This window comes from Paenibacillus sp. J14 (genome assembly GCF_000518465.1).
GTDB classification, from domain to species: domain Bacteria; phylum Bacillota; class Bacilli; order Paenibacillales; family Paenibacillaceae; genus Fontibacillus; species Fontibacillus barengoltzii.
Map to the genome: position 1 here is coordinate 94,349 of NZ_JADQ01000010.1, position 26,583 is coordinate 120,931.

19 protein-coding genes, 1 tRNA gene, 1 pseudogene and 1 riboswitch are annotated in these 26,583 nt (G+C 53.5%); of the genes and pseudogenes, 10 read left to right on the forward strand and 11 right to left on the reverse strand.

What is annotated here, in order from left to right; genetic code table 11:
• The first annotated feature begins 2 nt into the window (after window positions 1-2).
• From M891_RS0105360 to M891_RS0105370, 3 genes are read left to right on the forward strand one after another with little or no spacing between them, the layout of a single operon-like run.
• Window positions 3-1,346: a spore germination protein gene (locus M891_RS0105360; RefSeq protein ID WP_051416843.1), complete on the forward strand. Its 1,344-nt coding sequence runs from the start codon at window positions 3-5 to the stop codon at window positions 1,344-1,346.
• Window positions 1,339-2,412 carry a GerAB/ArcD/ProY family transporter gene (locus M891_RS0105365; protein WP_051416844.1) on the forward strand — a complete coding sequence of 358 codons (1,074 nt, stop codon included), beginning with the start codon at window positions 1,339-1,341 and terminating at the stop codon, window positions 2,410-2,412. The genes M891_RS0105360 and M891_RS0105365 overlap by 8 nt, the downstream gene beginning before the upstream one ends.
• Entirely contained in the window at window positions 2,409-3,497 is a 1,089-nt protein-coding gene (locus M891_RS0105370) for a Ger(x)C family spore germination protein (protein ID WP_028538100.1), read from the forward strand. Before M891_RS0105365 ends, M891_RS0105370 begins: the two co-directional genes overlap by 4 nt.
• Window positions 3,498-3,561: 64 nt before the next feature.
• Here the strand turns inward: M891_RS0105370 and M891_RS23365 are convergent, their stop codons facing one another.
• Window positions 3,562-3,981, reverse strand: a complete 420-nt coding sequence (locus M891_RS23365) for a hypothetical protein (RefSeq protein WP_051416845.1) — start codon at window positions 3,979-3,981, stop codon at window positions 3,562-3,564.
• A gap of 156 nt (window positions 3,982-4,137) precedes the next feature.
• Between M891_RS23365 and M891_RS0105380 the strand changes: the two genes are divergently transcribed.
• Window positions 4,138-4,749 carry a cupin domain-containing protein gene (locus tag M891_RS0105380; RefSeq protein WP_084628820.1) on the forward strand — a complete coding sequence of 204 codons (612 nt, stop codon included), beginning with the start codon at window positions 4,138-4,140 and terminating at the stop codon, window positions 4,747-4,749.
• 114 nt (window positions 4,750-4,863) lie between these two features.
• Window positions 4,864-5,505: an FMN-dependent NADH-azoreductase gene (locus tag M891_RS0105385; protein WP_028538102.1), complete on the forward strand. Its 642-nt coding sequence runs from the start codon at window positions 4,864-4,866 to the stop codon at window positions 5,503-5,505.
• 54 nt (window positions 5,506-5,559) lie between these two features.
• On the opposite strand, the gene M891_RS0105390 is transcribed toward M891_RS0105385, so the two are convergent.
• Together M891_RS0105390 and M891_RS0105395 are read right to left on the reverse strand one after the other, a co-directional pair.
• Window positions 5,560-5,632, reverse strand: a tRNA-Thr gene (locus M891_RS0105390).
• A gap of 71 nt (window positions 5,633-5,703) precedes the next feature.
• On the reverse strand, window positions 5,704-6,003 hold the full coding sequence (locus tag M891_RS0105395) for an MTH1187 family thiamine-binding protein (protein WP_028538103.1): 300 nt from the start codon (window positions 6,001-6,003) through the stop codon (window positions 5,704-5,706).
• A gap of 335 nt (window positions 6,004-6,338) precedes the next feature.
• A riboswitch (cobalamin riboswitch) is annotated at window positions 6,339-6,591 on the forward strand.
• Between the two features lie 170 nt (window positions 6,592-6,761).
• On the opposite strand from M891_RS0105395, the gene M891_RS0105400 reads away from it, so the two are divergent.
• From M891_RS0105400 to M891_RS0105420, 5 genes are all read left to right on the forward strand, one after another.
• On the forward strand, window positions 6,762-8,738 hold the full coding sequence (locus M891_RS0105400; protein WP_028538104.1) for an anaerobic ribonucleoside triphosphate reductase: 1,977 nt from the start codon (window positions 6,762-6,764) through the stop codon (window positions 8,736-8,738).
• The gene (gene nrdG, locus M891_RS0105405; protein ID WP_028538105.1) at window positions 8,735-9,253 is read left to right on the forward strand and encodes an anaerobic ribonucleoside-triphosphate reductase activating protein; all 519 of its coding nucleotides are present in this window, start codon (window positions 8,735-8,737) and stop codon (window positions 9,251-9,253) included. The genes M891_RS0105400 and nrdG overlap by 4 nt, the downstream gene beginning before the upstream one ends.
• A 149-nt stretch (window positions 9,254-9,402) precedes the next feature.
• The gene (locus M891_RS0105410; RefSeq protein ID WP_028538106.1) at window positions 9,403-11,736 is read left to right on the forward strand and encodes a ribonucleoside-diphosphate reductase subunit alpha; all 2,334 of its coding nucleotides are present in this window, start codon (window positions 9,403-9,405) and stop codon (window positions 11,734-11,736) included.
• A 517-nt stretch (window positions 11,737-12,253) separates the two neighbouring features.
• Window positions 12,254-13,285, forward strand: coding sequence for a ribonucleotide-diphosphate reductase subunit beta (locus M891_RS0105415; RefSeq protein ID WP_016313657.1), 1,032 nt, complete (start codon window positions 12,254-12,256; stop codon window positions 13,283-13,285).
• A 182-nt stretch (window positions 13,286-13,467) separates the two neighbouring features.
• A complete protein-coding gene (locus tag M891_RS0105420; protein WP_028538107.1) occupies window positions 13,468-15,477 on the forward strand; it encodes a Na+/H+ antiporter in 2,010 nt (669 codons plus the stop codon).
• Between the two features lie 69 nt (window positions 15,478-15,546).
• Here M891_RS0105420 and M891_RS0105425 read toward each other — a convergent pair whose 3' ends face one another.
• The 8 genes and pseudogenes from M891_RS0105425 to M891_RS25255 all read right to left on the reverse strand — a co-directional run.
• On the reverse strand, window positions 15,547-18,195 hold the full coding sequence (locus M891_RS0105425; RefSeq protein WP_028538108.1) for a beta-mannosidase: 2,649 nt from the start codon (window positions 18,193-18,195) through the stop codon (window positions 15,547-15,549).
• Window positions 18,196-18,252: 57 nt separating this feature from the next.
• Window positions 18,253-19,836 (reverse strand): helix-turn-helix domain-containing protein, encoded by a 1,584-nt coding sequence (locus M891_RS0105430; protein WP_028538109.1) that lies wholly within the window; start codon window positions 19,834-19,836, stop codon window positions 18,253-18,255.
• Window positions 19,833-21,806 carry a cache domain-containing sensor histidine kinase gene (locus M891_RS0105435; protein WP_051416846.1) on the reverse strand — a complete coding sequence of 658 codons (1,974 nt, stop codon included), beginning with the start codon at window positions 21,804-21,806 and terminating at the stop codon, window positions 19,833-19,835. Before M891_RS0105435 ends, M891_RS0105430 begins: the two co-directional genes overlap by 4 nt.
• A 40-nt stretch (window positions 21,807-21,846) precedes the next feature.
• The gene (locus M891_RS0105440) at window positions 21,847-22,740 is read right to left on the reverse strand and encodes a carbohydrate ABC transporter permease (protein ID WP_028538111.1); all 894 of its coding nucleotides are present in this window, start codon (window positions 22,738-22,740) and stop codon (window positions 21,847-21,849) included.
• A 15-nt stretch (window positions 22,741-22,755) separates the two neighbouring features.
• Complete coding sequence (locus tag M891_RS0105445) at window positions 22,756-23,634, reverse strand: carbohydrate ABC transporter permease (RefSeq protein ID WP_016313663.1); 879 nt, start codon at window positions 23,632-23,634, stop codon at window positions 22,756-22,758.
• 62 nt (window positions 23,635-23,696) lie between these two features.
• Window positions 23,697-25,016 (reverse strand): extracellular solute-binding protein, encoded by a 1,320-nt coding sequence (locus tag M891_RS0105450; protein ID WP_028538112.1) that lies wholly within the window; start codon window positions 25,014-25,016, stop codon window positions 23,697-23,699.
• 214 nt (window positions 25,017-25,230) lie between these two features.
• Window positions 25,231-26,127 carry a TIGR01777 family oxidoreductase gene (locus M891_RS0105455; RefSeq protein WP_016313665.1) on the reverse strand — a complete coding sequence of 299 codons (897 nt, stop codon included), beginning with the start codon at window positions 26,125-26,127 and terminating at the stop codon, window positions 25,231-25,233.
• A gap of 289 nt (window positions 26,128-26,416) precedes the next feature.
• Window positions 26,417-26,583, reverse strand: a pseudogene (locus M891_RS25255) (IS110 family transposase); the annotation flags it as partial.

The following is a 26,583-nucleotide window of genomic DNA, read 5'->3' on the forward strand; positions in this document are numbered from 1 at the left end:
CAATGGAACTTGTGGACCGCATTCGCAGCCGTTTTGAGCAGGATGGCGATTTTTTTATCGAAGAGCATATATGGGCTGGACGACCAGTTCGCGTCATGGGATTCAAGTCATTGATCGATCTGCCGAGAACTTGGGCGAATCTGCAGATCTCCATCCGGGAGGCGGATTGGGACGGGAGCCAAGATCCAATTGCCTTCTTGTCGGTATTAGCCCATCTTGGCCAAGTCCTCTCGGAACCTAACGAAGATACCTTGTATTCCGCTTTGACGAGCGGCAACTTGATTGTCTGCTGTCCAGATCCCCAAGTGTACCTGCAGATCTTGCCAGTTCCCGTTACCTTGCACCGCGGGATCGAACAGCCGCTCAATGAGAACGTACTGCAAGGTGCGGCCAGCGCCTTCAGCGATGACCTCCTGACCAATGTAGGACTTATGAAGAAGGAATTAAACACGGAGAAGTTATGTACGAAGATGTACCTTACCGGAAAGAACACGCCTCGAAAAATAACCCTGATGTACTTGGAAGGTCAAGTGAAGCCGGATCTACTCCGAGAAGTGAAGGAGCGCCTTGAGGCGAACAAGCACCAAGATATCTATAATGTGCAACGTCTCTCCAAATCACTTGGCTTCCATCCGTGGAGCGCCTTGCCGAAATTCTACACAACCGAGATGCCGATTGAGGCTGCCTATGCGCTCCGGCAAGGCCGTCTTCTTCTTTTTATCGATCGGTTACCGCTTGCCTTGATTTTACCGGCTTTAGTCAGCGATATCTTCATGATGGAGAATGACCGGAATTACTCGGCTATGTTCATGTATATCATTCGGGGGCTACGCTTGGCTGGCATCCTCATCGACCTCATTATCCCTGCACTCTATGTTGCGCTCGTCTCCGTGAACCCGGAGGTACTGCGGATTGAACTGGCGCTTACGATTGCCGAGAGCCGATCCGGTGTACCGTACCCGGCATTCGTAGAGACCATGCTGCTGTTAATTGTGCTGGAGCTTATCATCGTTGCCAGTGTCCGACTGCCCAAGAGCATCGGCCCTACACTTACGGTCGTTGGAGGGATTATTTTAGGACAAGCCGTCGTTCAAGCCAGATTGGTCAGCAGCCTGCTGATCATTATCTTGGCGGCAACCAGTATTGCCAACTCGACCGTGGTAGGATTTCAGAACTCGTTGCCCCTGCGTCTGTACAAATATCTCACGTTAATCTTGGCTGCCCTATTTGGCATTCTTGGGATTATGTCCGGCTTGGTTATCCTCTGCGCTTATTTTGCCAGTGCGACCACCTACGGTATTCCTTACTTACACTTCTTTAAACAAAAGGATGATTCGAGTGGATAGAAGTATTCAAGTTATCATCGTCCATATCCTGATTCACCTCGGGATCGTTTTCTTTATCTTCCCTACGACCATCATAGACTGCACGAAGGAAGCCCACTGGATCTCGATCCTATTGGGCTTTCTTCTGCATTGGTTTTTGATCTACATCTATACCAAGGGATTAAGCCGCTTTGAAGGCCAGAACCTGATGGATATCTATCTCCAGTATGGGAAGCTCCTTACCGCGATCTTCCTGTTGCCCCTATTCGTTTACTTGTCTATGCTAGCCTCCGTGACGATTCGGGCGTATGCGGAAACGATCTCCCTCGTGTTTCTGTCCTACACCCCGTTATGGGCAACCATGCTGCTCATTGCGATCATTTCGGCCTTCATCTCTTCCTTGGACATCCATGCCCTTTTTCGTACCGGCGTCCTTATGGGGGTGATCTTTTTCCCTCTGATTCTCTTTGTATTATGCATGGCGTTTCAGAATGTCGATTGGCATTACGTCTTCCCCTTATGGAGCAACGATTTTTCGTTCCTTACCAACCCCAAGTACATGGAGTCTACATTTGCCTGTGGGTTTATGTATCTCGGATTCATCCAGCCCAGCATACGGTATAACCGTAAAAAAATCTTGTGGTGGAGCATTACCCTTATTCCGTTCTATTTGATTGCGGTGTACATTCCGGTGTTAACCTTTGGGGAGGATACGGCGGCCAAGTTCTATTTCCCCTTCATCACCGCAGTGGATACCATTGATATTACTTGGCTGATGTTTGACCGCATCACGATGTTCTTCTTGCTCTGCACCGTCACGTTCTTCATGTTGTTTGTATCCTTGACGGTTTGGGTCAATACTGAGATCTTGAAGCGTTGTCTGCCGAAAACCGTCCGGACGCCTTACATCGTCATCGCGCTCCACCTGCTGATCTTCATCTCCGGCATCAAAATTCGAGATTTACAGGAAGTTGATTTCCTTTTTGATGTGAATGCCTGGTTGCATACCTATAATTACCTCGTCATTCCGTTTTCGATCTATATTCTGGGATGGATTTCCCGACGGAAGGCTGCGACTGCCGTATGAAGACCCGTCTGCTTCTACTAAAAATGGTACTGGCCATCTGCTGCCTCTTCATTCTAGGCGGATGTTGGGATAATCGAGACATCAACCACCGTTCCTTGCCTATCGTCATGGGGATCTCCCGGGTAGATTCCATGTACAAAGTATTTCTTATGATTCCCGAATCGGGCCAAGATGGGACTAAATCTATGCTCGTGACACGAACGGGGCAGACGATTACCGAGATCGTTGATGAGATTAGCTCAAATATGGAATCCCGCGTGGATTTGCTGCATTTAAAAGTCATTGTCTTTGAACGAAAATATGCCGAGGAAGGGTTAGCCGACAGCGTCTCCAGCTTCATCCGTTCCCGTGAAATTTCAGCCAAAGCATTGGTTGCCATTTGCGATGAGGATATAGGCAAATTCTTCGATCATTTACATAAAGAGACAGAAACCGATCAAACCGTGTTGTACAACTTCTTCGAGAAAAATGCCGGTCTAAGCCCAACCGTCGCGGTCTCGCGAATCTGGGAAATCTTTCGCAGCATCCATTCTTACACCCGGGACATCGGGATTCCGCTCATTCGATCAGGAACAAGCACCATCATCGAGAACGCCGGCACTGCCATCATCCAGCACGGCCGGATGGTCGGGCAAATTCCGGCGGATGAAACCCTGCTGTTCAATGCGTTTAATGAGCGAAGCGCACATGGCCGAATTGAGGTCATGAACCACGCCAGCGTGATTATCCTAGGCAACTCCATGAAGCATCACGTTACACTGAAAAACGGAGCACCGTACATTCGCAGCCAGATCCATCTGAAGGTGTCGATCCTGGAAACCCGCGGGCATCCTTCTATCGATACAATCAAGGATGAGCTCGAGTCCCAGTTGACTGAACGTTTCAGAAAAATGATAAAGTCCATGCAACAGCATGAAGCGGACATCTTGGGCGTAGGCCAATATTTCCGGAACAAAATCCCGAGGGAACAGCTCGCCCATTGGCGGTCGGAATATTTTCCCCGTCTGAGAGTGGACTTGGTGGTGAAAACAACAATTCAAAACGAAGGGAACCTAAAAACCGATAACATCAATACTCGCCAATAAAGCTCACAATCAAGAAAATCCCCCCCGGTCGCACCGTGAGGGGATTTTTCATGAAAGAAGAGCATTATCCGCCGATAGCCATCGCCGTGAAGACGACCGGCCCTACAACTCTGGCGGAGCTGTTATTATCCTGATTTTCTACGATCAATTGATAGTTTTGGACTCCAAGCGGGGCATGCTCAACCATGTGCACATTGATAAGGCCCCAATCGTTGAAGGCGTCCTCGATTTCTACCAGTCCATAGAAGATTTCGGTGCCTGCTCTCCAGATACGCACCAGGATGTTCGGCGTATCCAGCTGCGCTTCAACGCCAATTGTTGCCTTCAACTCAACACGGTTAGTCAAGGACGCTGGATCTGCGGGATCCAGGAATACCGAAACCCCTGCAATCTGTACGCCCCCTGCAACCGGAATCGGAATGTTAACACCATTGGTAATCGGAGTCACAACCGTCGAGTTGTAATCCAAAAGTGTTTTTGCCATACCATCTCTCCCCTTTGCTAAGGTATGTTCTATTCTATGTTAGAGAGAAAGAAGATTCTTAGATGAATGCATTAGTAGAATTGACTCAATTTTATACAAGCACAGGAGCAAGAAATGGGCATATGATGGAAAAAAAACTTGGAGGTTATGTCAGACATGAGTTATGTTCCCGGACCGTACCCCGGCTTGTCGTACGCCGCTCCGTATGATCCTTACATCTATCCTCAGCCTTATTTCGCTTACGGATATTCCAATCCGCCGGCCTATCAACCTGCCCGCTATCCTGACTATATCGAGCCCAGCCCGATCTATCCTGAATACGATTCGTCTCCTTTGCAAGAGGGATCTTGGGATCGGCAGCCCCTTCAAGATTACGGGCAACAGCCGTTTGTCATCAATATCAGCGATGCCGCCGAGCATAACCGGAACTTCCGGACCGCTCTCTGGACGGGCAAATATTTTCAGGTCACTTTGATGAGCATTCCGGTCGGTGAAGATATCGGCTTGGAGGTTCACCCGGATACGGATCAGTTTGTACGCGTGGAAGAAGGTCGAGGCGTTGCGCAAATGGGCGATCGTGCGGATCACCTCACCTTCGTACGAAACATCCGTGAAGACGACGCGGTCTTCATCCCCGCGGGCACGTGGCACAACATCATCAACACCGGCAATGAGCCGCTGAAGGTGTATGTCATTTATGCCCCGCCGCACCATAAATTTGGCACGGTGCATCGGACGAAACGAGAAGCGATGATGGAGCACGAGTAATCTCGATGAGGGACAGGGAGGTTGATGGAAACCTCCCTGTTTGCTGTCACAAATGGATTCCTTCACTTGTCTTATAGATGTACACAAAATAAAGACAAAATGGAGGAACCAACAATGAGCAAATTACTGGTCATTAACGCACACCCGGAGGCAAATTCGACTGCATCTTTTAGTCTGAACGTATTGGACTTTTTTCTAAAAAAATATAGAGAGCATCAATCCGGCGAGGAGATCATCGAACAAATCAACTTATACGAGGACGTTGTCCCCATGGTGGACAAGACGGTACTTAGCGCATGGAGAAAACAAAGAAACGGTAAAGAACTAACGAGCGAAGAGCACGAGGTCACCCGAAAGATGGACAAGGTCCTTCAACAATTCAAAAGCGCGCGGAAGTATATCATCGCCTACCCTTTGCATAACTTTAACGTGCCGTCCAAATTAAAGGACTATATGGATAACATTATGATCGCCAAAGAAACCTTCAAGTACACCGAAAATGGATCCGTAGGTCTTCTTAAGGACGGACGCAGCATGGTGGTCATCCAGGGCAGCGGAGCGATTTATACCAACAACGATTGGTATACCGAAGTTGAATTCTCTTATAAGTACCTGAAATCGATGTTTCAATTTCTGGGGATCGAGGATTTTGAAATCCTCCGGGTCCAAGGAACCGACATTTTAGATAAAGATGAAGTTTTGCAGAAGGCCTATACCGAAGCGGAGAAATCGGCGGTTCAGTTGGCTATGAAATGATAAAAAAAGCGCCCCCCGAAAACCTCGGAGGGCGCGTTACGCTTGCATATCAGATGCTGGTGAAGGGACTCGAACCCCCGACCCACGCATTACGAATGCGTTGCTCTACCAGCTGAGCTACACCAGCAGGTTCGTTTTTAGCGAACAAAATTTATTATACCGAGTTTTAAAAATAATGCAAGCACCAATTTCAAGAAATTATAATTTCTCGCGCACCGAGCGCAGCTTCTGCTCCGAGGAGCTGGCTTTGTCGCGGCGATCATCGATCTTGATCGAGGTCGATACCCGGCCGGCACCGGACTGGAACGGTGCTTCATGGATCGCGCGAATCGCAGCAAACACGTCGTCTAACGATCCTTCAATAATCGTACTCATGGAGGTCAGGGTAAAGGTGATGCCCTGCTGCTTCTCCAACACCCGATGCAACTCGGCTACATAAGCGCTGAGGCTGGTGCTCCCCGTCCCGATCGGAATGACGGTCACTTCGGCGATAGCCATACTCAGTCCCCTTCTTTCCTTGGTCATTGGATTAGTTTGAATCCTTTAGATCCCTAAGCTATTTTTCGTCCGATAACTCTATTCTAACCACCCCCGCTCCTGAAGATCAACCGAACCCGTCGGCTAAATTTCCAGGCCATCCCCAAAACTCACATCCCCTGTAAAACGTCGTCTAGTCCTACAGTCCCAATTATAAATGTTCACAATTTTCATCCGTCCCCCTCTCTCCGCATCATTGTGCGGACCGGAGGTTTTCACATCGTTTTCAGTCAGTTTTCAATGGGAAAATCCCATTTACAAACACAACATCTTGGGCTATCCTTAGATCAACGCAACAAAATATAGTGTGAACGGGTGATCCGGCGGACAAGCCGCCGGAGCTTAAAAGGGAAGTGCGGTGCAAGTCCGCTGCGGTCCCGCCACTGTAATCGGTAGCTGGGTACTAAAGACAGGCGTTCCGCCTATATCGTCTGGAAGACCCAGCCGTTGACTGACGAAATGCCACTACAGCTTAATGTTTGATGAGCTGCGGGAAGGCGTCAGCAACGTTCCGAAAGCCAGGAGACCTGCCCGTTTGAAAGACACCGACGGAAAACCTGCGAGGATCAGGGATGGTGTCCGCTTGCCGCCGAAATGTTGGGCCTTGATTTGGTCTGTCCATCTTTTTTGCAGTGCATTCGGGCATGTCTACCTCGTTGGTTGGACATGCTCTTTTATTTTTGAACTAAAGCTCGGTTTACAGGGAGGAGAAGTGTGTTATGGCATGGGTAAGCCAGACGTATACCGGCCGGGACACCTTGCTGGATGAAGTGATTCGAATGGGCGAGGAAATCGTCCAGAGCCGCAATCTTGAGGTGCTGCGTGAGAACGCCAATTTAAACGGAGAGAGCTTCTCCGGCAAGATGAGCAAATTCGGCAGCGAGTATTCCAAATGGTATGCAAGTCATTTCGTACTGCCAACTCGCTTGGTCCAGGCGATTCAGGATAATATCGTGTATGTTCACGACTTGGATCAGTATGCTCTTGGCACAACGAACTGTATCTTTATCCCGTTTGACAAGCTGCTGCGCAGAGGCTTCAACACCGGCAACGGCAGCGTACGCCCGCCAACTTCGATCATGACGGCGATGGCGCTGGTAGCGATCATTTTCCAATCCCAGCAAAACTCCCAATACGGCGGCGTGTCCGCCAATAAGCTGGACTTTGATCTCGCTCCGTACGTAGCCAAATCGTTCGCCAAATACTTCCGCAAAGGGCTGGATTATTTCGAGGAGGGCAACGCGAACGCTGATTTTGGTGATATCACCATGAGCCGCAGCGATCTGAAGATGCAATATCCTAAGGCATTTAGCTATGCGCTCAAGGAAACCAAAAGTGAGACGTTCCAGGCAGCCGAAAGCCTGATCCATAATCTGAACACGATGTCGAGCCGGGCCGGCGGGCAAATCCCGTTCACCAGCATCAATTACGGCACATGCACCTCACCGGAAGGACAGTTGGTCATCGACTCCCTGCTTACGGCCACGATACGCGGGCTCGGTCATGGGGAAACGCCGATATTCCCGATTCAGATTTTTAAATGTAAGCAAGGCGTCAACCAAAATCCGGGGGAACCTAACTATTCCCTGTTCCTGAAAGCGGCGGAATGCTCGGCCAAACGGCTTTATCCCAACTTCGCCAACCTGGATGCTCCGCTGAATCTGATGTACTACGATCCAACGGATCCGGATACGGAATTTGCGACAATGGGCTGCCGCACCCGGGTGCTGGCGGATCGGTTCGGACGCAATCACCTGTCTGGCAAAGGCAATCTTTCCTTTAATACGCTGAACCTGGTCAAGCTCGGCTTGAAGCATGGCATTGCGTTGGGACACCGCCAAGAACCCGACGAGCACGGCTTCTACCGCGATCTGACTCACTATATGAATATCGCCCTTGAGGGATTGCTGCATCGCTTCTCGATTCAAGCTTCCCAGAAAGCCAAAGCTTCCGATTTCATGATGCGGGAAGGCGTCTGGGAAGGCGGTGAACATCTGGCACCGGACGATCAGGTCGGCGAATTGCTGAAGCACGGCAGCTTGTCCATCGGGTTCATCGGGTTGGCCGAATGCATGAAGGCGATGTACGGGAAGCACCACGGTGAGGATGAAACCGTGTATCAGAAAGCTTACGACCTGATCGCATACATGCGCGACTATTGCGACGGCCAAAGTGAAATTCACAATCTGAATATCACGCTGTTTGCGACCCCGGCGGAAGGGCTGTCCGGCAAGTTCACCAAACGCGATCGCGCGGTCTACGGCCCGCTGCCCGGGATTTTGGACCGCGAGTATTACACCAATTCGTTCCATATCCCGGTCTATTACAATATCAGTGCGGCACGAAAAATCGAACTGGAAGCCAAATTCCACGGGCTGTGCAACGCCGGAGCGATCTCTTATATCGAGCTCAACGGCAATGCCCGCAACAATCCGGAGGCATTCCTGAAGATCGTGCAATACGCTCTGCAGCAGCAGGTCAGCTATTTTAGCATTAATCATCCCATCGACCGCTGCTCGGCCTGCGGCTTTGAAGGGATCATTGGGGCAAGCTGCCCTTCCTGCGGCAGCCATGAGAACGAAGTGCATATTCGCCGATTGCGCCGGGTGACCGGCTATCTGACCGGCGATTATCAGACACGGTTCAACCCCGCCAAACAAGCGGAGGTTCGTGACCGGGTGAAACACGACGCATGAACATTTGCGGCTATTATCCGGAGTCCATTAATGAAGGACCCGGCATGAGGGCAGCGATCTTCATCAGCGGATGCCGCCATTATTGCAAGGGCTGCTTCAGTCCGAAAACCTGGAGCTTCGATTACGGGGAACCGTTCACGTTGGAGCGGGAAGCGGAAATCATTCATGACATTAAACATAATCCGTTGCTCAGCGGGCTTACGATCCTTGGCGGTGACCCTTTTTTCTCCGCCGCCGAAGTGTGCGGCTTTATTGATCGGCTAGTGGCGGAAGCCGGGCCCCTATCCATCTGGATTTATACCGGTTATACGTTGGAAGAATTAATCGAACACCCCGGCTCCCCGGAATATGAACTGCTGCGGCGCTGCGAGGTGCTGGTTGACGGAAGGTTCGTTGAAGAGCTTCGCGACCCTTCCCTGCTCTACCGCGGCAGCTCCAATCAACGGCTGATTGATATTCAACCCAGCCTGCAGCAAGGACAAGCCGTGTTGTGGGAGCCTAGGTTCACTTTTTAAACGGATTGATCTTATTCCTTCTGAGCGCAACTTGATTGCGCCCCTTTTTCAGCAAATATATGCAATTTGAATATTCAAGATTTGGGGTAACGCCCCCTCATCTGCAGTATTGATCCTACCTTAATATATGGAAAGTGAGGATTTATCTCATGCCTACTCTAGTGACCAAACCCAATAACCGACAGCTTGCGTTTGACAGCGAGCGTCTGGGCGTCTACGCCGATCGAATTTTGCAAGGATTACATAACGTCAATAAAGAGCGCCTGCTGCGCGGCGTCCATGCGAAGCTCCGCCGGGATGTGGTGACCGGGGAAGAAATCAGTAATGCGTTCACGATGTCCGCGCTGGAGCTGGTCAGCAAAGATGAGCCGGATTGGAAATATGCAGCGGCTCGCTCCCTGCTTACCTCTCTGTATAAGAAAGCAGCGGTTCATCGTCGCTACAAAGCCTATCCAGAGCAACCTTACGGGTCGTTCTATCACCTCATCACCGAGCTATGCCAGCTCGGTATTTACCGCGAAGAGCTGCTGGAGTGCTATACGAAAGAGCAAATTGAAGAGCTGGGCCGCACGATCGACCCATCCTGCGATCTGCTGTTCGACTACATCGGTCTGTTGACGTTAACGGAGCGTTACCTGGCGACCGACTTCGACGGACGGACAATGGAACTTCCGCAGGAGCGTTATATGGTCATCGCCATGTACCTGATGCATAAAGAGCCGGAAGAGAAGCGTCTGGAGCTGGTGAAGGAAGCGTATTGGGCGATGAGCAACCTGTATATGACCGCGGCAACCCCAACGATGTCCAATGCCGGTAAAAAAGTAGCCGGCCAGCTCTCCAGCTGCTTTATCGATACCGTTGACGATTCCCTTGAGGGCATCTTCGACTCCAATACCGACGTTGCCCGCTTGAGCAAAATGGGCGGCGGCATCGGCGTTTACCTCGGCAAGGTCCGCGCGCGCGGCTCGGACATTCGCGGCCACAAGAACACCAGCTCCGGCGTAATCCCTTGGATTCGCCAGCTGAACAACACCGCCGTCAGCGTCGACCAGCTGGGAACTCGTAAAGGTGCGATTGCGGTTTATCTGGATGTTTTTCACAAAGATATTCTCGCCTTCCTCGACTTGAAGCTGAACAACGGTGACGAGCGGATGCGCGCGCATGACGTCTTCCACGGCGTATGCTTGCCTGATCTGTTTATGGAGGCGGTGGAGGCCCGCGGGGAATGGCATCTGTTCTGCCCGCACGAAGTGAAGAAGACGATGGGCTGGAAGGATGAGAACGGGCGTGCGTTGGGGCTGGAGGATTTCTATGACGAGGAGCTTGGGAAAGGCAGCTTCCGTGAAAAATACGCTGAAGCCGTGGCCCACCCTACTCTGTCACGCATCACGATGCCAGCGATTGATATCATGAAGCGCATCATGAAATCGCAGCTTGAGACCGGCACACCGTACATGTTCTACCGCGATACGGTAAACCGGGCGAACCCGAACCGCGCGCATGGGATGATTTACTCGTCCAATCTGTGTACGGAGATTATGCAAAATCAATCGCCAACCGTCGTCGAGCAAGAGGAACTGGTGACGAAGGACGGACAAACGCGGATCGTCGTGTCCAAAATCCCGGGCGACTTCGTCGTCTGCAACCTGAACTCCATCCACCTGGCCCGCGCAGTACCGGCCGGCGTACTGGAGCGGTTAGTACCGATTCAGACGCGGATGCTTGATAACGTTATCGACATCAACAATATTGAAGTGCTGCAAGCGCAGTATACGAACAGCCAGTATCGGGCGATCGGGCTCGGCACGTTTGGCCTGCACCATCTGCTCGCGCTCGAAGGCATCCGCTGGGAATCCCAGGAGGCCGTGGAATACAATGACGCGCTGTATGAAAAGATCAACTACCTCCTGATCCAATCCAGCATGGAGCTGGCTAAGGAAAAAGGCAAATATCCGAAATTTGCCGGCTCCGATTGGGAAACCGGGCAATACTTCGAATCCCGCGGTTACGTGGACGGCTCCCGCGAAGGCAAATACGTGACGACCGAGCAATGGCGCGAGCTGCAGAAGGAAGTGCGTGAGAACGGCGTTCGCAACGCCTGGATGTTCGCCATCGCCCCTAACGGTTCAACCTCGATTATCGCCGGCTCCACCGCCAGCATCGATCCGTTGTACGAGCTGCTCTCGTATGAAGAGAAGACGACGTACAAAATCGCCAATCCGGCACCGGACCTGTCCGAAAAAACGATCTGGTACTACAAGACCGCGTTCCTGATCGATCAGCATTGGTCGATCGAAATGGCCGGTGCGCGCCAGCGCCATGTCGACCAAGGCCAAAGCTTCAATCTGTACGTACGGCCGGACATCCGGGCTGCCGACTTCCTTGACCTGCATCTGCATGCTTGGAAGGCCGGATTGAAATCGACGTATTATGTGCGGAGCCGGGCGTTGACGATTGAGGAGTGTGAGTCGTGCGCCTCATGAGGTAATCAACCCTCCCCACCCCTCCCTTACCGTAAGGGAGGGCGCCCGAGGGCCTGCTGCCCTCTGGTCTCCCGCAAAGGGGAAGAACGTGGGAGAGCAAGAGGCGCTCCTGCGCGCTCTCCCCTATCGGGGATTCGCTGAGGTTGGCTCGTGGAACGTTTTTCCCCCTTCGGGTACGTCTTACTTTGGGCGCTCCCGGGTGACCTGGAAAACCGTGCTGCTCAGGACTGCTGCTGTCGGCGCACCCGGGCGGCATATGTGCAGTGAGCCGCTTGCCGCCCTTCGGGCCCGCTCTACTGCAGTGCTCCTGCGGGGCGGGGACTGCGACTGCGGCGGTACATGGTGCTGCTCCGTGCGTAACCGTCGTTGTCCCCTGCGGGGATGCGCTCACGTTTTGAACATATATACATGCGGGCCAGAGGGGGAAATGATTCTGGAGAAACGCCGGCAACCTGATCTCGCAATACCCCCATCCCATGTACAACTTACTCAACAAAAATTAAGGAGCGAAAATCCCATGCAACTTCAAACGATTTTTAATACCGAAGCCCCCAACAAATCTACGCGCATCATCGGCGGCGAATGCTCAGGCATCCTGAACTGGAACGACATCCGCATGCCGCATATGTACAAGCTGTACAAGGTGCTGCTGCTCAACCACTGGATTGCTGACGAGATCCCGATGGCCAAAGACGCACAGCAATTCGCCCTGCTCGATCCGGAAGAGCAACGTACCTTCAAGATCAACATCTCGCTCTTGGCGGTGCTCGACTCGATGCAGACGATGTTTGTGGGCGATGTAAAGCGCTACTTCACCGACTCATCGCTGGAGGCGATCTCGGCGATCATCGGACAGCAGGAAGTCGTACATAACCAATCCTACTCCTACGTGCTGTCCTCGATCGTGTCGGAGCAGGAGCAGAAAGAAATTTTCGAGTATTGGAAGCACGATCCAGTGCTGCTGGACCGCAACAAATTTATCGCGAATATCTATCAGAACTTCCGTGACGAACCTACGCCGCAATCGTTTTTTGAAGCGCTGGTAGCGGATCTTATTCTGGAGGGCATCTTCTTCTATAGTACGTTCGCATTCTTCTACAATCTGGCGCGGGACCAGAAAATGATGGGCACCAGCCAAATGATCTCGTACATCCAACGGGATGAGAACCAGCACTGCTACTTCTTCGCCGAAGTGTTCAAACAACTGCTGATCGATTATCCGGAACTCAACACGAAGGAAAATATCGATTACGCCTATCGCACAATCGACAAGGCGGTCGAACTAGAGACGAACTGGGCGCACTATACGTTAAAAAATGTCCCTGGCATCGACTTAAACGAATTGTCCGATTACATTAAGTACATCGCGAACAAACGGCTGACGCTGATGGGGCTGGACAAAGCCTATGAAGGTGTGGATATCAACTGCATGCCGTGGATCAAGCCGTTCTCCGATGAAGCGCTGAACGCGACGAAAACAGACTTCTTCGAAGCGAAATCCCGCAACTATGGCAAGGTCGGCGACGACAACGGGTTCGATGACCTATAATTCCTTGCTCTGCTTAAGTGAAACGGATCTATGGCTCTTCCGCGTCGGCTGCGGAGGAGCTTTTTTTTGCAGAAAAGTTTGTCTATTTAAATTCGGTTTAAAAAAACAGGATATGCTATAATCATTACCATCCTAAACCATCGGCCAAGTGCCTGAAACACATTCGGAAGGACGTTGCTTGCATGGATTTGCTGATTACGGTTATTTTGCTGCTCATCTGTCTAGTGGTATCCAACATTATCAGCCACTACATCCCGATGATCCCAACTGCACTGACTCAAATCGCCCTTGGGATCCTCATTGCATTGGCCTACAATGAGTTCTCGCTCGAACTTGAAACGGAATGGTTCTTGCTGCTCTTCGTAGCGCCTCTGTTGTATAACGACGGAAGGTACTTCCCCCGTGACCAGTTATGGAATATGCGCGGAGCGATTCTGGGGAATGCCATCATCCTCGTCGTATTAACTACGTTGGGAGGCGGTTACCTCATTCATGCCGTCATTCCTGACATTCCGCTCGCTGCGGCGTTCGCGCTGGCGGCGATCCTCTCCCCTACCGATCCAGTGGCGGTCAACGGGATCGCCAAGCGGATTCATATCCCGGAGAAGGTGCTGAATCTGGTCCGGGGGGAATCGTTGATCAATGATGCCTCCGGCCTGGTCGCTTTTAACTACGCGGTCGCGGCGGTTGTGACAGGTTATTTTTCCCTGAAAGAAGCGTTGTTTGACTTCTCCTATATGTTCGTGGTCGGGGCTTTGCTTGGTTTCGTGCTCAGCTTGGCGATGGCCTGGATCCGGTTCTCCCTGCTCAAACAGGGGATTAAGGATACGACGCTGCACTCGCTGCTGCAAATTCTCACGCCGTTCCTGATCTTTATCGTGACGGAGGAATTCCTGCATGCTTCCGGCGTTATTGCCGTTGTTGTCGGCGGTATCGTGCATTCACTGATGCGGGAGCGGACGGAAACGATGCTGGCCAAGGAACAATTGTTAACGGAAAATATTTGGTCCACCCTGCTGTTCGTCCTGAACGGGGTTGTCTTCCTGCTGCTTGGTCTGAACATCCCGTCGTCGATTCAGGATACGGTCGCTAACCCGAATATTAACAATGTGCTGGCGATTGGGTACGTGCTCATTGTTGGGGTTGGCATCTTGGGGATTCGCTTTATCTGGTCGCATCTATTTGCCATTCATGATTACAAGAAAGGCAAAGGGGATAAACCTACAGCGAAGTCCAGCCTGATGCTGACCTTGACCGGGGTTCGCGGCGCGGTTACGATGGCGGGGGTCCTGTCTATCCCTTATGTCGTAGCCAGCGGCGGTCCGTTCCCGGAACGGTCGTTGATTCTGTTCTTGGCCGCGGGTGTGATCTTGTTTACGTTGATCGCAGCCACGATCTTTTTGCCGATGCTTAGCAAAGGGGGAGCACCCGGCGAAGAGGACAGCCCGTTCCTCGATTACAACGAAGCTCGGACCCGCGTGTTGCGCGTTGCGCTGAACAAGATCAAAGAGGTCATGGACGACGACAACAAAGTCGCAGCCTACCAGCTTATGGACGAGTATAGCCGGCTGCTGAAGCCCGCGTTGGATCAATCGGGCGCTCGGCGGCTTGATCGACCCGAGATGCTCGGAAAAATCACCGAACTGCACCGGGCCGCACTTAAGGTAGAACGCAACTACATCCAACAAGCCGTCCAGGAAGGCAGAATCGATAAAGAGATGTATGAAACCTTCGAGAAGGCTTTGGATCACCGGGAAGAGAAGCTGTCGCAAAGCGGAAGCTCCCGCTTCTTCTTCCTGGTCGGCACGACCGTCCGGGATTTCCGCCGGGCGAGACGGAAATACAAAGATGACAACTTGAAGGCCGTAGGGCGGGACATTCACCTGAAGGCCTTGCAAGCAGCACTCGAATATTTACAGGGGTTGAAAAAGGGAGACGATTCCGACAACATTGTTCAATATGTCATCCTGGATTACAAGCGTGCCATCGCACGTCTGAAAGGTTCCTCAAGTCCCTTCAACGAGAAGACGGAAGCGCAGAAGGAAGAACTGCGGCTGATCGTAATGGATGCTGAACGCGCAGAAGTCAACCGGATGTTCGAAAATGGCGACATCAGCCGAGAGCAAGCCCGGGAGCTGCGCAGAACGATCAACCAAATCGAGGGCATCACCCTCTTCGAGCACGAGGAATAGCCAAAAACACCTCCACAAATGTGGAGGTGTTTTTGGATGCTGTCGCAGCGGCTCGCCCCGCCGACCGCCTTAACGCTTGCCCAGCCAGGCGGCGGCGTTCAGAGCGCCAACCCGCAGCGCTGCCCAGGGCAATGGCAAGCCGTCCGGGTGCCGGAGGCGCACCGTCCGACTCTCGCCCGGCAGCAGGTCGAAGTAGTTGTCGCTGTAACGGACCCCGCCCAGCGGCAGCTCCAGCTTGACCAGCCGGGCGGCTGCCCCGCCGGAGGCGGTGACCGTGACGGTCTGCTCCGCTTCGTCTACCTGCACGTCCAGTTCAGCCGCTGGCAAGCGCAGCTCCTTTGGATCGCGCAGGTAATAGCGGTTCACCGGCGCGCTGAACCCCGCAGCGCTCAGCTCCACCAGCACCTCTTCCGGCGCCAACCCCGCCAGCGCCTCCGCCTCTTCCAAGCGCCCAAGCCGCAACGCGGCTTGCGGCGGCACCACAGCCGTCAACGTAAACTGACGAATCCCCCCGTCTCTCGTACCTTCCGCCGTTTTGGCCGCACCCCCTTGCTGAACCAAAGGATGAACCGTTACAATCACGGTTCCCTCCAGCTGCTCCAGCGTATCGTTCACGACCCACACGTGCAGCGGTTCGCCCGGTTCATGCTCCAGCGACAAGAGCACCGGATGAAAAAACGTCTTCCCATAATAATACGAAGCCTTCGGCAACAGCTCGTAATCAATCATCGACCAGCTCGTCCCCGGCCAGCTGTCGTTGAGCTGCCACACCAGTGCACCGCTGTTCCGGTGACGCTGCCGACGATAATGTTCGATCCCGTATTTCAGCCCCTCGGCCTGCGTTAACATGGAGAAATTCATGTACTCCTCGATATCCCGCGGAATTCCGGTATAGCCTTCCATGAGCAAAATCCCTTTACGATGATTCGTATCCTTATTCCGGTACGCCATCTCGGCGCTTCCCCAAGTAAACTGTCCCTCCGGGATGTTCTTCTCCAGCGTATACCGGTTTGCGGAAGCGTGCATGCCAAACTCACTGCTGAATAAGGCAAAGTCTTGTTTGAAATTTTTGAACGTGACCCCTTGGATGCTGTAATCCAATAGCGGCTTCTCGCCCTGCATACGCGGATACACCGACCCGTGCCATACCTGCCAGTTATGACGGTCCCCCTGATTCGGATCATTGGCATCATACCCATCCTGCGCCCCGTACGGCGACGAAGGCCAATACGGTCGATACGGATCCAACTCAGCCAGCAAGCCGGGAATCAGTTCATGATAAATCGATTCTCCATAAAAATCCCCGGTAATCTCCCCGCCCGCCGACTTCATGTCATACAGCCAATCGATTTCGTTATTGCCGCACCAGAGCGCCAGCGAAGCCCGATTCCGCAACCGCTTGACGTTATCGATAATTTCCTGGCGCACATTGTCCATAAAGTCATGGTTGAAGTCCGGGAACAACGCATTGGCAAAAGCGAAATCCTGCCATACCAGCACCCCGCGCCGATCGCACTCCTCGTAAAAAATCTCTTTCTCATAAATGCCGCCCGCCCATACGCGCAGCATGTTCATATGCCCCTCCACCGCCAGTTCAATTAACCCGCGGTACGTCGACTCCGGAATCGATCCGATCAGATGATCTGCCGGAATCCAATTCGCTCCTTTGGCATAAACCTTAATGCCATTAAGGATAAAGGCAAATGACGGACTGCCGTCCGGTTGCTCAAGCGATAATTCCAACGTCCGTATACCAAAGGGCTGCTCGTAACGGTCAACCTCTTCATCCCCGACCAGCAGCGTCACTTCCAGCGTGTACAAATAAGGCTCGCCCAAGTCATGCGTCCACCACCGCCGCGGATTGGCGACGCGCAGTTCGGCCGATGCGGCCCCTTTGGTACGGATTGCGTTCGGGAAAGCTTGTCTTAACGCGGCTTGTCCACCTATAAGGGGCTGCTCTGCATCCAGCATCGAAAGTGTGGCCGACGCAACCTCCCCGCCTTCCGCATCCAGCAAGCGGAGGGCAGCAACCGCCGCCGTCCTGGAGCGATAAGCCTCCACTTCGGCGCTGATCTGAATCACCGCCTCCTCTGCCGTCGCAGAGATCGTCGCGGCATATACGCTTGTCAGCTTCGCCAATCTGCGACGCTCCAGTCGAACCGGTCCCCAGATTCCAGTCGTGACGATGCGCGGCCCCCAATCCCAGCCAAAATTCATCGCCGCCTTGCGAATCCATGGCCGCTCCTTCGTATACGAGGACCATTCGAGCTGCTCTTTATCCCGATGATGCAAATACAGCGGATCAAAACGAACGGCTATCGTATTCCGCCCCTCACGGACGATCCGCGTGACATCAAACGTGTAGCAGCGGAACATGTTGGACGCTGAACCGATCTCATGTCCGTTAACAAAAACAGACGCATACGTGTCCAGTCCTTCAAAGACAAGCTCGATTCGCTCCGTTTCCCCCGGCAGGGCCTCCAGCTCAAACGTCGTGCGGTACCACCACTCCTTCCGCTCGATCCAGCGGCATTTCGCATCGTTGTGCCCGTAATACGGGGAATCGATCAAACCACGGGCGAGCAGCGTTGAGTGTACGTCGCTCGGGACGTGGGTCTCCACCCAGAAGCGGTCGTCCAGACCGGGAGCGGCCAACTCCAGGGGCGGCTTCTCTCCAACCTCAAAATGCTGCAGCTTCCATGGTCCCGATAGGATCATAAATCGTCCCTCTTTTCCTGATGAAATGGTGTATCAAAAAATATCCCTTCCGTACTGCTAAGCTTGCCGAATCGTCCCGCCCGGCGTTTCCTCGCGGAATTCGCTTGGCGTCTTGCCGGTATACTTCTTAAACAGCCGGCTGAAATATTTCACGTCCTCGTATCCGGTGAGTCCGGCGATTTCACTTACCTTCGCTGGCGATACCGCCAGCAGCTCCATGGCCCGGCGCATCCGCAAGGCCGTAACGTAATCGTTAAAAGTGCTGCCGGTTTCTTTTTTGAACAGCTCGCTGAGATGGCCGGGATGCAGGTGCACATAAGCTGCAACCTGCTGCAAGCTTAACTCCTCCGCCGGGCAAGACTCCATATAGGCTTTGGCCCGCTGCACATGGGAAGCCTGCCCCTCGCCCAAATGACCATGGTACAAGCTCATGACGGCGTGCAAATGGCGGAACAGCTCATCCTTCAGCTTCGCACCTCCGTTGTGCTGCTGTTGCCAAGGTGTGAAGCGCGCGGCCCCTTCCTTCCCTAACGCCCGGAGGGTACGCTCCAGCCAGCGGTGTGCGGCAACGGCGGCGGACTGCAGGCAGGCTTGATACGATTCCGGCGTGCATTCCGGATCTGCGGTGAGCTCGTCAGCCAGCCGATGTGTCCACGCGCGCAACGCCATCCGATCCTGCTCTAGTAAGATCGAGCCAAGCTCATTCTCCTCTTCTTGCGTGATGACCGTCTTCCCGCCTTTCCGGTCCGCGAACGCCTGGTAATCCAGCAGCTTCGCGCCGGGCAGCAGATCATGATAAGCCAAAGCCGCCTGTGCAGTCACATAACTATGATGCACTTGATCCTGCTCTTCCACAGGTACGCCGACAGCCAAGCGCAGCTGGCAGTTCAGCAAGTTTTCGATCCGCTCCAGCATCCCCTTAAACCGCTGTTCACTGGATAGTGGAAAACTCTGCTCAGGCGCCGTCACACAAACGATCTGCCCTTGATGGATCAACACCGCCGCGCCGGGCAGCAGATCTTCCAGCATATTTTGGACGGCAAACCGCAGAAGCGAGCCGGTCTCCTCCTCCTGCCCCCAGCCGCCGGCGGTTAGAATCAGCACTTGCCGGTACTCCGAATGCCCGAAGGTCTTCAGCTGCTGACTTGAATCTGAGGGCTCAGGAACCCCGGGAGCCGCTCCCGTCTCACCCTCGATCACCCATTTATACAACTGCCGTTGCCGTTCTTCCCGTGCCTGCCGATGGGCGCGGGAATTCTCCGCCCGGCGCTCCAATAACCGCTGCTTGGCTTTGAGCACGGTCCGGATGATTTCCTCCGGTTTGCTCGTTTTTAACAGGTAATCGCTAACGCCTTGGCGAATCGCCTGTTGGGCATAAGCAAAATCTCCATATCCGGACAAAATGATCACTTCCAGCCCAGGCAACCGTCTCACTGCTTCTTCCGCCAGCTCTAGGCCGGTTAACCCATTCATCCGGATGTCAGTAATTAAAATATCCGGACGTTCCCCTTCCAGCCGCTCAAGCGCCTCCTCTGCAGAAGCAGCCGGCTGGAGTAAATGGAGTCCGAGCTCGCTCCAGGAGATGACGCTGGCCAGCCCAGTCCGGATAATCACCTCGTCATCTACAATTAATACATTCATGGCGATTCCTCCATGATCGGAATGGAAAATGAAACCTGCGTGCCCTCGCCTTCCCGGCTGTCGATCGAGAGCCCCGATTCCTGTCCGTAGTGCAAGAGCAGCCGCTCGTTGACGTTACGCAGCCCGTATCCGGCCGACCATCCTGCAGGTGTGGTCGCTGCTGATGACGCAGTTACCCGAGTTGCCGAGGTCGAGGCTGCAGTTCCGGTTAAAGCAACTGGAACAGGGGTTGGGGCATCCGTAACCGTCATTGCCGCCGTCTCCGCCAAGGCCGTTCCTGATATCCCGGGCCGCCCGTTCTCCTCCCCGTCAGCGGCGGGTTGCAGCAACGATTGGCGTACCTCCTCCAAGCGCTCGGCGTTCATGCCAAGCCCGTCGTCCATGACCGTTACGTGCATGCGTCTTCCCTCCGGCTGGATGAAGATGGTGATGGTACCGATTCCTTCGCGTTTTTGGATCCCATGGATCAAGGCATTTTCCACCAAAGGCTGCAGCAGCAGCTTCAGCATCCACTTGTCGTTCAGCGTCTCATCTACGAAATACTCGACCGTAAATTTATCGGGGAAGCGGATCGATTGGACGCGCACATAATTTCGGATATGGGCCACCTCCTGCTCAACCGGGCAGTAATCTTTGCCTTGATTAAGACTGATCCGCAAGAAGTCGCTTAACCCTTCAACCATATCGGCGATCCGCCGCTCTCCTGACATCAGGGCAATCCAATGGATCGATGACAACGTATTGTATAAAAAATGCGGATTGATCTGCGCCTGTAAGGCCCGTAAATCAGCCTCTTTCTTGCGGGCTTCGCCGCGGATGACTTCGCGCTTCAATTGTTCGATATGCGCGCCAAGCATGTTGTAGCTGTGGCCCAACCGCCCGATCTCATCATCCGAGGTCGCCGGAAAACGCGGCAAAGGCCGCTCCGGATCGATCCGCGACAAATGACGGGTTAACACGCGCAGCGGCCGGGTAATCCGGCGAACGGTAAACCAGATGAGCAGCGTGCACACGAGCACCGACACGCCAACGACCTCGGCGGTTAACGTGAGAATATAGCGGTTCTCCGCCCGGTATTGGTCGTAAGGAACGCTGCCCACCAGCATCCAGCCGGTTAACGGCTCATGACGGTACAGCACGGTCGACTTTCCGTCCCCTTCGCCGAAGATTACGCTGCCGCTGATGTTCATACTGGCAGAGAGCGGTTCGCTCCCGATATCTTCTCCTTCCGGGATGCGCCTTGGCAGCAAGGCGAACAGACCGGGCGCATACTCATCCAGCGGCCGGCCCAGCCTGGATCTGTCGGCAGAGGACAGAATCGTCCCGTCTCCCCCAACCAGCTCCACCTTGCCCATCCCTTGACCAAACTCCGGTGATTCCAGATTACGGGCTAACTCCCGTTCATCCAGGCTGATCGCCAGCCAACCCAAGCGGCGAAAATCGTAGATGCTGCGGATGGGGCGAAACAAGGTGATCACCTGCTCCATCCCAGCGTAGTCGCGAATTTCGTACACGCCGGACCACGTTTTTCTCCCGCCGGCAATCGCCTTCGCCGCCTCCTCGGGAAGCTCATTTTCATACCAGGTGGCCGTGGACAGCCGCGCGTCGAATCGTTCGGGATAGATCGCGATATTCGCGATATAAGGCTTGGAGGCCGCCAAATTGGTCATGCGCCCGACCAGCTCCGTCCGCTTCGCTTCGTCGTCCTCCGGGCCCGCCAGATAGGCCTGCAGATCCCGTTCCCCAATTAAGAAAATCGATAATGTCTCGATATCCTCTAACATAAAGCGCAAATTGGCGTCCATTTGCTTTAGCATATCACTGCCGGTCAGCTTTGTTTTCTCCTCCGTAATGTTGGAAGAGATCACAAAGGCGAACAGCCCCAAAGCCAGCATCGGCACGATCATGGACCCTGCAACCACCACCGACAGCTTGCGCTGAAGCGACGTAGTCAACCATTTATGCAACATCTTGCGCTCCCCCTTTGCTCCGGTGTAGGATGTTCCTCCCTTATCCTTTCACCGCGCCGGCCGTCATCCCCTTCATCATTTGTTCTTGGAACAGCAAATAGAGGACGATCGTAGGAATCACCGACAACGTCATACCGGCGAGCGACAAGCCATAATCCGTCTGATAACCGTCAGCAAAGTTAGCGATGGCCAGCGGCAACGTTTTGAGCGCCGTCTTGTTGATGAATACCAGCGCAAAGGAGAAGTCGTTCCAAGAATGCAGGAAGCTTAGAATCGTCACCGTCGCCAACGCCGGAACCGACATCGGCAGCATGATGCGGAAGAATAACCCCCACAATCCAGTCCCATCGATAAACGCCGCCTCCTCCAGATCGCGCGGCACGCTTGTTAAATAGGCCGTCAACACGAATATTGCTGTAGGTAACGCAAAGGCGGTATATGGCAAAATCAGCGCCCAATACGTGTTGAGCAGCGACATCTGCTTCATGAGAATAAACAACGGAACTAACGTACTATGAATCGGAATCAGCATCCCAATCACGAAAAAGGTCAGCACCCCGCCTTTCCAGCGGAACTGGAAGCGAGCGAGAATAAATGAAGTCAGCGCGGCGATAAACAACGTCAGCACCAGCGAGCCGATTGCCACGAGCACCGAATTGCCAAATGCCGTGCCCAGCCGCGAGCTTTCCCAAGCCCGCGTGAAATTGTCAAAATGCCACACCTGCGGCAATCCAAAGGGCCGGACGTAGAAATCCTCATTCGTCTTAAACGCACTGATCACCAGCCAAAAGAACGGGTACAACGTGATCACGCCATAAATCGTCAGCAGCCCCCAAAACAACGTGCGGCCTGTCTTCCGTAACACCCGTCCGCCGCCGCCAACCCCGGCTTTTTTTGCGGACAACGTTGTGGTTGTATTGATGTTCAAGTTCATGGGCTCCTCCTTTCCTTAAGCGGCGTCTTTTTTGCGATTGGTCAGCCACTGGCTGGTTCCGATCAACAACAAACTAATGATCATAATGCTGGTGGAAATTGCGCTCCCGAATCCGTACCGGTAGGTCGAGAACGTAGAGTTATACATATACGTCGCCAGCAGCTCCGTCGCATGCGCCGGTCCGCCCTTCGTCATGATGTACACCAGGTCGAAGGACTTCAAGCTGCCCGAAATACATAAAATTACCGCCACCTGCACCGTGTTCTTAATCATCGGCAATGAGATGGTCAGCAGCTTGCGAGCGCCGGAGACACCGTCGATTTTGGCCGCATCGTGAATCTCACCCGGAATGTTCTGGAGCGCCGACATGAAGATGATGAGATACAATCCAACATAGCTCCAGATCAGCGGGGGCAGCAGTGAATAGATCGCAATATTGCCATCCGAAAGCCAATCCAGTTTCCAACTGGACAATCCTAACGCATCCAGCAGGAAGTTCAGAATCCCAATCTGCGGATGATAAATGTACTGCCAGATCATCCCGATGACCACCGTGGACAACACCATCGGGAGGAATACCGCCGAGCGCAGGAAGCGCTGCAGCAGGTTGCTCTTATGCAGCAGCACGGCCAACACAAGAGCGAGTGGAATTTGCCCGAACACCGAGGCCAGCACGAACACGACGTTATTTTTCAGCGCCCGCCAGAATATGGGATCCCGCAGGATTTCCGCATAATTGCTGAGTCCGGTGTATTTCGCTTCGCCGATGCCCGACCAGTTGAAAAAGCCGTAGTAAGCCGACCAAATCACCGGCACGAAGACGAACAGCGAGTAGATCACCAGCGCGGGCAGCAGCCCGGTGATGATAAAGCTCTTGCTGCGCAATGCGTTCATGCTTACTCACATCCTTTAAGGGAAAAAATAATCCCCCTCCCCCTGAGGGGAAGGGGTTCGCTTTAATTGGCGGCTACCGCTGCAGCCTGTGCATCCTGGATTTTGCGGGCAATATCCTCTGCCTTACCGCCCATCAGCAGCTCCTGCAGCCCGTTGTTCACCACTTCAACCGTGGCCGAGCCCAGCTTGGAGTCGTAAACCGGTACAATCTTCACGCGTTGAATCAGATCGTACAGTTCAACAAACAGCGGATGCGCTTTGCTCTTGTCGAGCTCGATATTGTAGCTGACCAAGGTGCTGCTCTCCAAGGTAGCCTTCTGTCCATCAGGACCAGCCAGTGCATAGAACAGCTTCATCGCCGCTTCTTTCCGAGCTCCCGTCAGCTTCTTGCTAACCCCCAGGCCGGTACCCACGACACCCGAAGTGGTGTCTGGCGCGCCTTTGCCGCCCGGAATCGTCGGAACGATGGTGATATGCGTGTTATCCAGCACTTCCGCCGGTGCATTGTTCACCAGGTTTGCTAATGCCCAACCGCCGTTGACGACCATAGCAGCATTCCCTTGGAAGTATAGCTGCATCATTTGCGTTTCATCGATACTGTTGAAGCCGTCCTGGAACGCCTTGATTTCACCCAGCTTCTGGAATGTAGTCAGTGCTTCGACAAACTCAGGATCCGTAAACTTCGCGCCGTCTTGATCAACTGCCTTCAAGAACCAGTCGGTACCGGTAATCCGGTCTGCCACGGTGCTAAAGAACGTCGACTGTGCAACCCAGTTTGCTTTGTTGCCCAACGCGATTGGAATGACGCCGTTGTCGTTAAACGTTTGGATAGCGGTCTCCAGCTCTTCCCACGTTTCCGGCACTTTAACGTTATATTTCTTAAACAGGGCATCATTGTAGAAAATAAACGAGCTTGGTGCGAGGTTCATCGGCACGGAGTAGATTTTTCCGTCCACGGTGTAACCGTCCAGCGCATTCGGAATGAAGTTGTTCTTCCAATCCGGATTGGCATCCAGCTCATCATTGATGGGCTGCAGCAAATCGCCCTTCACGAACTCCTTCGTCATGGCGTCCGGCCACATAACGAACAGATCCGGCATTTCGTCTGCTGCGGCCACCGTCCGCAGACGCGTCTTCAACCCGTCTGTCGGGAGCCCTTCGTCGATGACTTCAATCTCGGGATGCTGGGCCCGGAAGTCTTCAATGATCTTTCGCATGGCCACTGCTTTCGCGTCTTGGCCTGTCCAGTTATGCCAGATGGAGATGCTGACCTTCTCTCCACCGTTATCTCCGCTGCCGGAAGCTTCATTTCCTCCGCCGCAACCTACCAACAATACCATCAGCATGGCGGCGCTGCACAATAATGAGATCCATTTTTTCATCTTGTTTGATTCCCCCCTTGCTTTGATTAAACCCATTGTAATGTTAGCGCTCTCAAAACATAAGGAGAAGAATCGTGGCACCAGGGGTGAAAAATTTCGGCACTCCACACTTATGCGCTTAAATGTTAACCCCATAAAAAAAGTTCTCTGATCCCCATGATGTTGAGAAAACCATTGCTTGTCCGCTCGCAAACCGGCTTCAGCGGCCTGCAGACTACCTTGACCGCATCCGGCCTACAATTTCCTCCACGGCTTTATCCAACGTATCGTAATGAAAGGTGAAGCCCGCCCGTTGCAGCCGTTCCGGCAACACCCAGCGGCTCTTCAGCACCAGCTCGGTTTCCGTGCGAATGAGGCGTGCGCCCAGCTCCAATAGCCAGCGCGGAGCGGGCAAGCCGATCGGAACGCCCATCGTCCGGCGCAGGCTGGCCATCAGCTCCCGGTTCGTAACCGGGTTCGGAGCGGATGCGTTAAACACGCCGTCCAGCTCGGGGTGCTCCTGCAGGAACTGGACGATTCGGAACAGGTCCTCCATATGGATCCAGCTAAACTGCTGACGGCCGGATCCTTGAGCTCCGCCCAGCCCAAAGCGCACTAAGTTCCGCAAGGGAGCCATCACCCCGCCGTCGTCCAGCACGATGGCGATCCGCAAGGCGATTTGCCTTGTAGCCGGGAGATTAAAGGCAAAAAAAGCCTCCTCCCACGCCTTCGCGACGTCGACCGAAAAGCCAGTGCCAATTTCCCCGCCCTGCTCCGTCATCGGGCGATCTTCCGCATGCCGATAAATTGTCGCCGTACTGGAGTTCATCCATAATGCCGGCGGACGATGGCAGGCCAGGACGCACTCCCCCAGCTGACGTGTCGTTTCCGTCCGGGAATTCAAGATCTGGCGCCGGTTCTCCGGCGTATAGCGGCAATTCACCGACCGGCCAGCCAAATTAAGCAGCAGGTCCGCCCCTTCCAACGCCTCCACAATAGCGTTTGGGTCCTCCCAGGAGATATGCGGAGCTTGTCTGGAAATGATCTTAACGTCCGCTCCCCGTTCCTGAAACCGCCGCGCAAACGCCTGCCCGACAAACCCTGTTCCCCCGGCCAATACCACCTTTGGCATGCGATCCTCTCCTTCGCCCAGATATTTGGTTTCATTATATCATGGAGGTGAGGATGAGGTTTCCATCCAAAAGTTGCAAAATCGAGCAGAGTTAGGAGATAATCTCTCTAACTGCAGATAAGTCCAGCGGTATGATGTCAAGCTGTTGATTTAATCGAATTGGAAATTTCCCGTGCCTGTTGAGCGCGGAGTCACGAAAAAAGGGCGCATCAAACCAAACCCAGCCAAAAACCATGTCAGATACCAGATTTTTACTGGGAATTCGTGAAGGACTAAGGCAAAGGAGGCGTTAATCCTTGGCGCTATTCACCTTCCTTCGAGGCGTGTAGAGTTGGCCGCTGCGTAGCAGCACATCGACCAGACGCACGAGTTTTCTTGCCGTTAAGACGAGGGCGCGTTTGTGTTGATTCTTGGGCACTTCGTGATACTTCTTCCGGTAATATTCACCGAATTCTT

Bases quoted from the DNA above. Each gene is read 5' to 3' on its own strand.
- M891_RS0105360 (WP_051416843.1), top strand. From the start codon at position 3: ATGGAACTTGTGGACCGCATTCGCAGCCGTTTTGAGCAGGATGGCGAT.
- M891_RS0105370 (WP_028538100.1), top strand. From the start codon at position 2,409: ATGAAGACCCGTCTGCTTCTACTAAAAATGGTACTGGCCATCTGCTGC.
- M891_RS23365 (WP_051416845.1), bottom strand. From the start codon at position 3,981: ATGGCAAAAACACTTTTGGATTACAACTCGACGGTTGTGACTCCGATT.
- M891_RS0105380 (WP_084628820.1), top strand. From the start codon at position 4,138: ATGAGTTATGTTCCCGGACCGTACCCCGGCTTGTCGTACGCCGCTCCG.
- M891_RS0105385 (WP_028538102.1), top strand. From the start codon at position 4,864: ATGAGCAAATTACTGGTCATTAACGCACACCCGGAGGCAAATTCGACT.
- M891_RS0105395 (WP_028538103.1), bottom strand. From the start codon at position 6,003: ATGGCTATCGCCGAAGTGACCGTCATTCCGATCGGGACGGGGAGCACC.
- M891_RS0105400 (WP_028538104.1), top strand. From the start codon at position 6,762: ATGGCATGGGTAAGCCAGACGTATACCGGCCGGGACACCTTGCTGGAT.
- nrdG (WP_028538105.1), top strand. From the start codon at position 8,735: ATGAACATTTGCGGCTATTATCCGGAGTCCATTAATGAAGGACCCGGC.
- M891_RS0105410 (WP_028538106.1), top strand. From the start codon at position 9,403: ATGCCTACTCTAGTGACCAAACCCAATAACCGACAGCTTGCGTTTGAC.
- M891_RS0105415 (WP_016313657.1), top strand. From the start codon at position 12,254: ATGCAACTTCAAACGATTTTTAATACCGAAGCCCCCAACAAATCTACG.
- M891_RS0105420 (WP_028538107.1), top strand. From the start codon at position 13,468: ATGGATTTGCTGATTACGGTTATTTTGCTGCTCATCTGTCTAGTGGTA.
- M891_RS0105425 (WP_028538108.1), bottom strand. From the start codon at position 18,195: ATGATCCTATCGGGACCATGGAAGCTGCAGCATTTTGAGGTTGGAGAG.
- M891_RS0105430 (WP_028538109.1), bottom strand. From the start codon at position 19,836: ATGAATGTATTAATTGTAGATGACGAGGTGATTATCCGGACTGGGCTG.
- M891_RS0105435 (WP_051416846.1), bottom strand. From the start codon at position 21,806: ATGTTGCATAAATGGTTGACTACGTCGCTTCAGCGCAAGCTGTCGGTG.
- M891_RS0105440 (WP_028538111.1), bottom strand. From the start codon at position 22,740: ATGAACTTGAACATCAATACAACCACAACGTTGTCCGCAAAAAAAGCC.
- M891_RS0105445 (WP_016313663.1), bottom strand. From the start codon at position 23,634: ATGAACGCATTGCGCAGCAAGAGCTTTATCATCACCGGGCTGCTGCCC.
- M891_RS0105450 (WP_028538112.1), bottom strand. From the start codon at position 25,016: ATGAAAAAATGGATCTCATTATTGTGCAGCGCCGCCATGCTGATGGTA.
- M891_RS0105455 (WP_016313665.1), bottom strand. From the start codon at position 26,127: ATGCCAAAGGTGGTATTGGCCGGGGGAACAGGGTTTGTCGGGCAGGCG.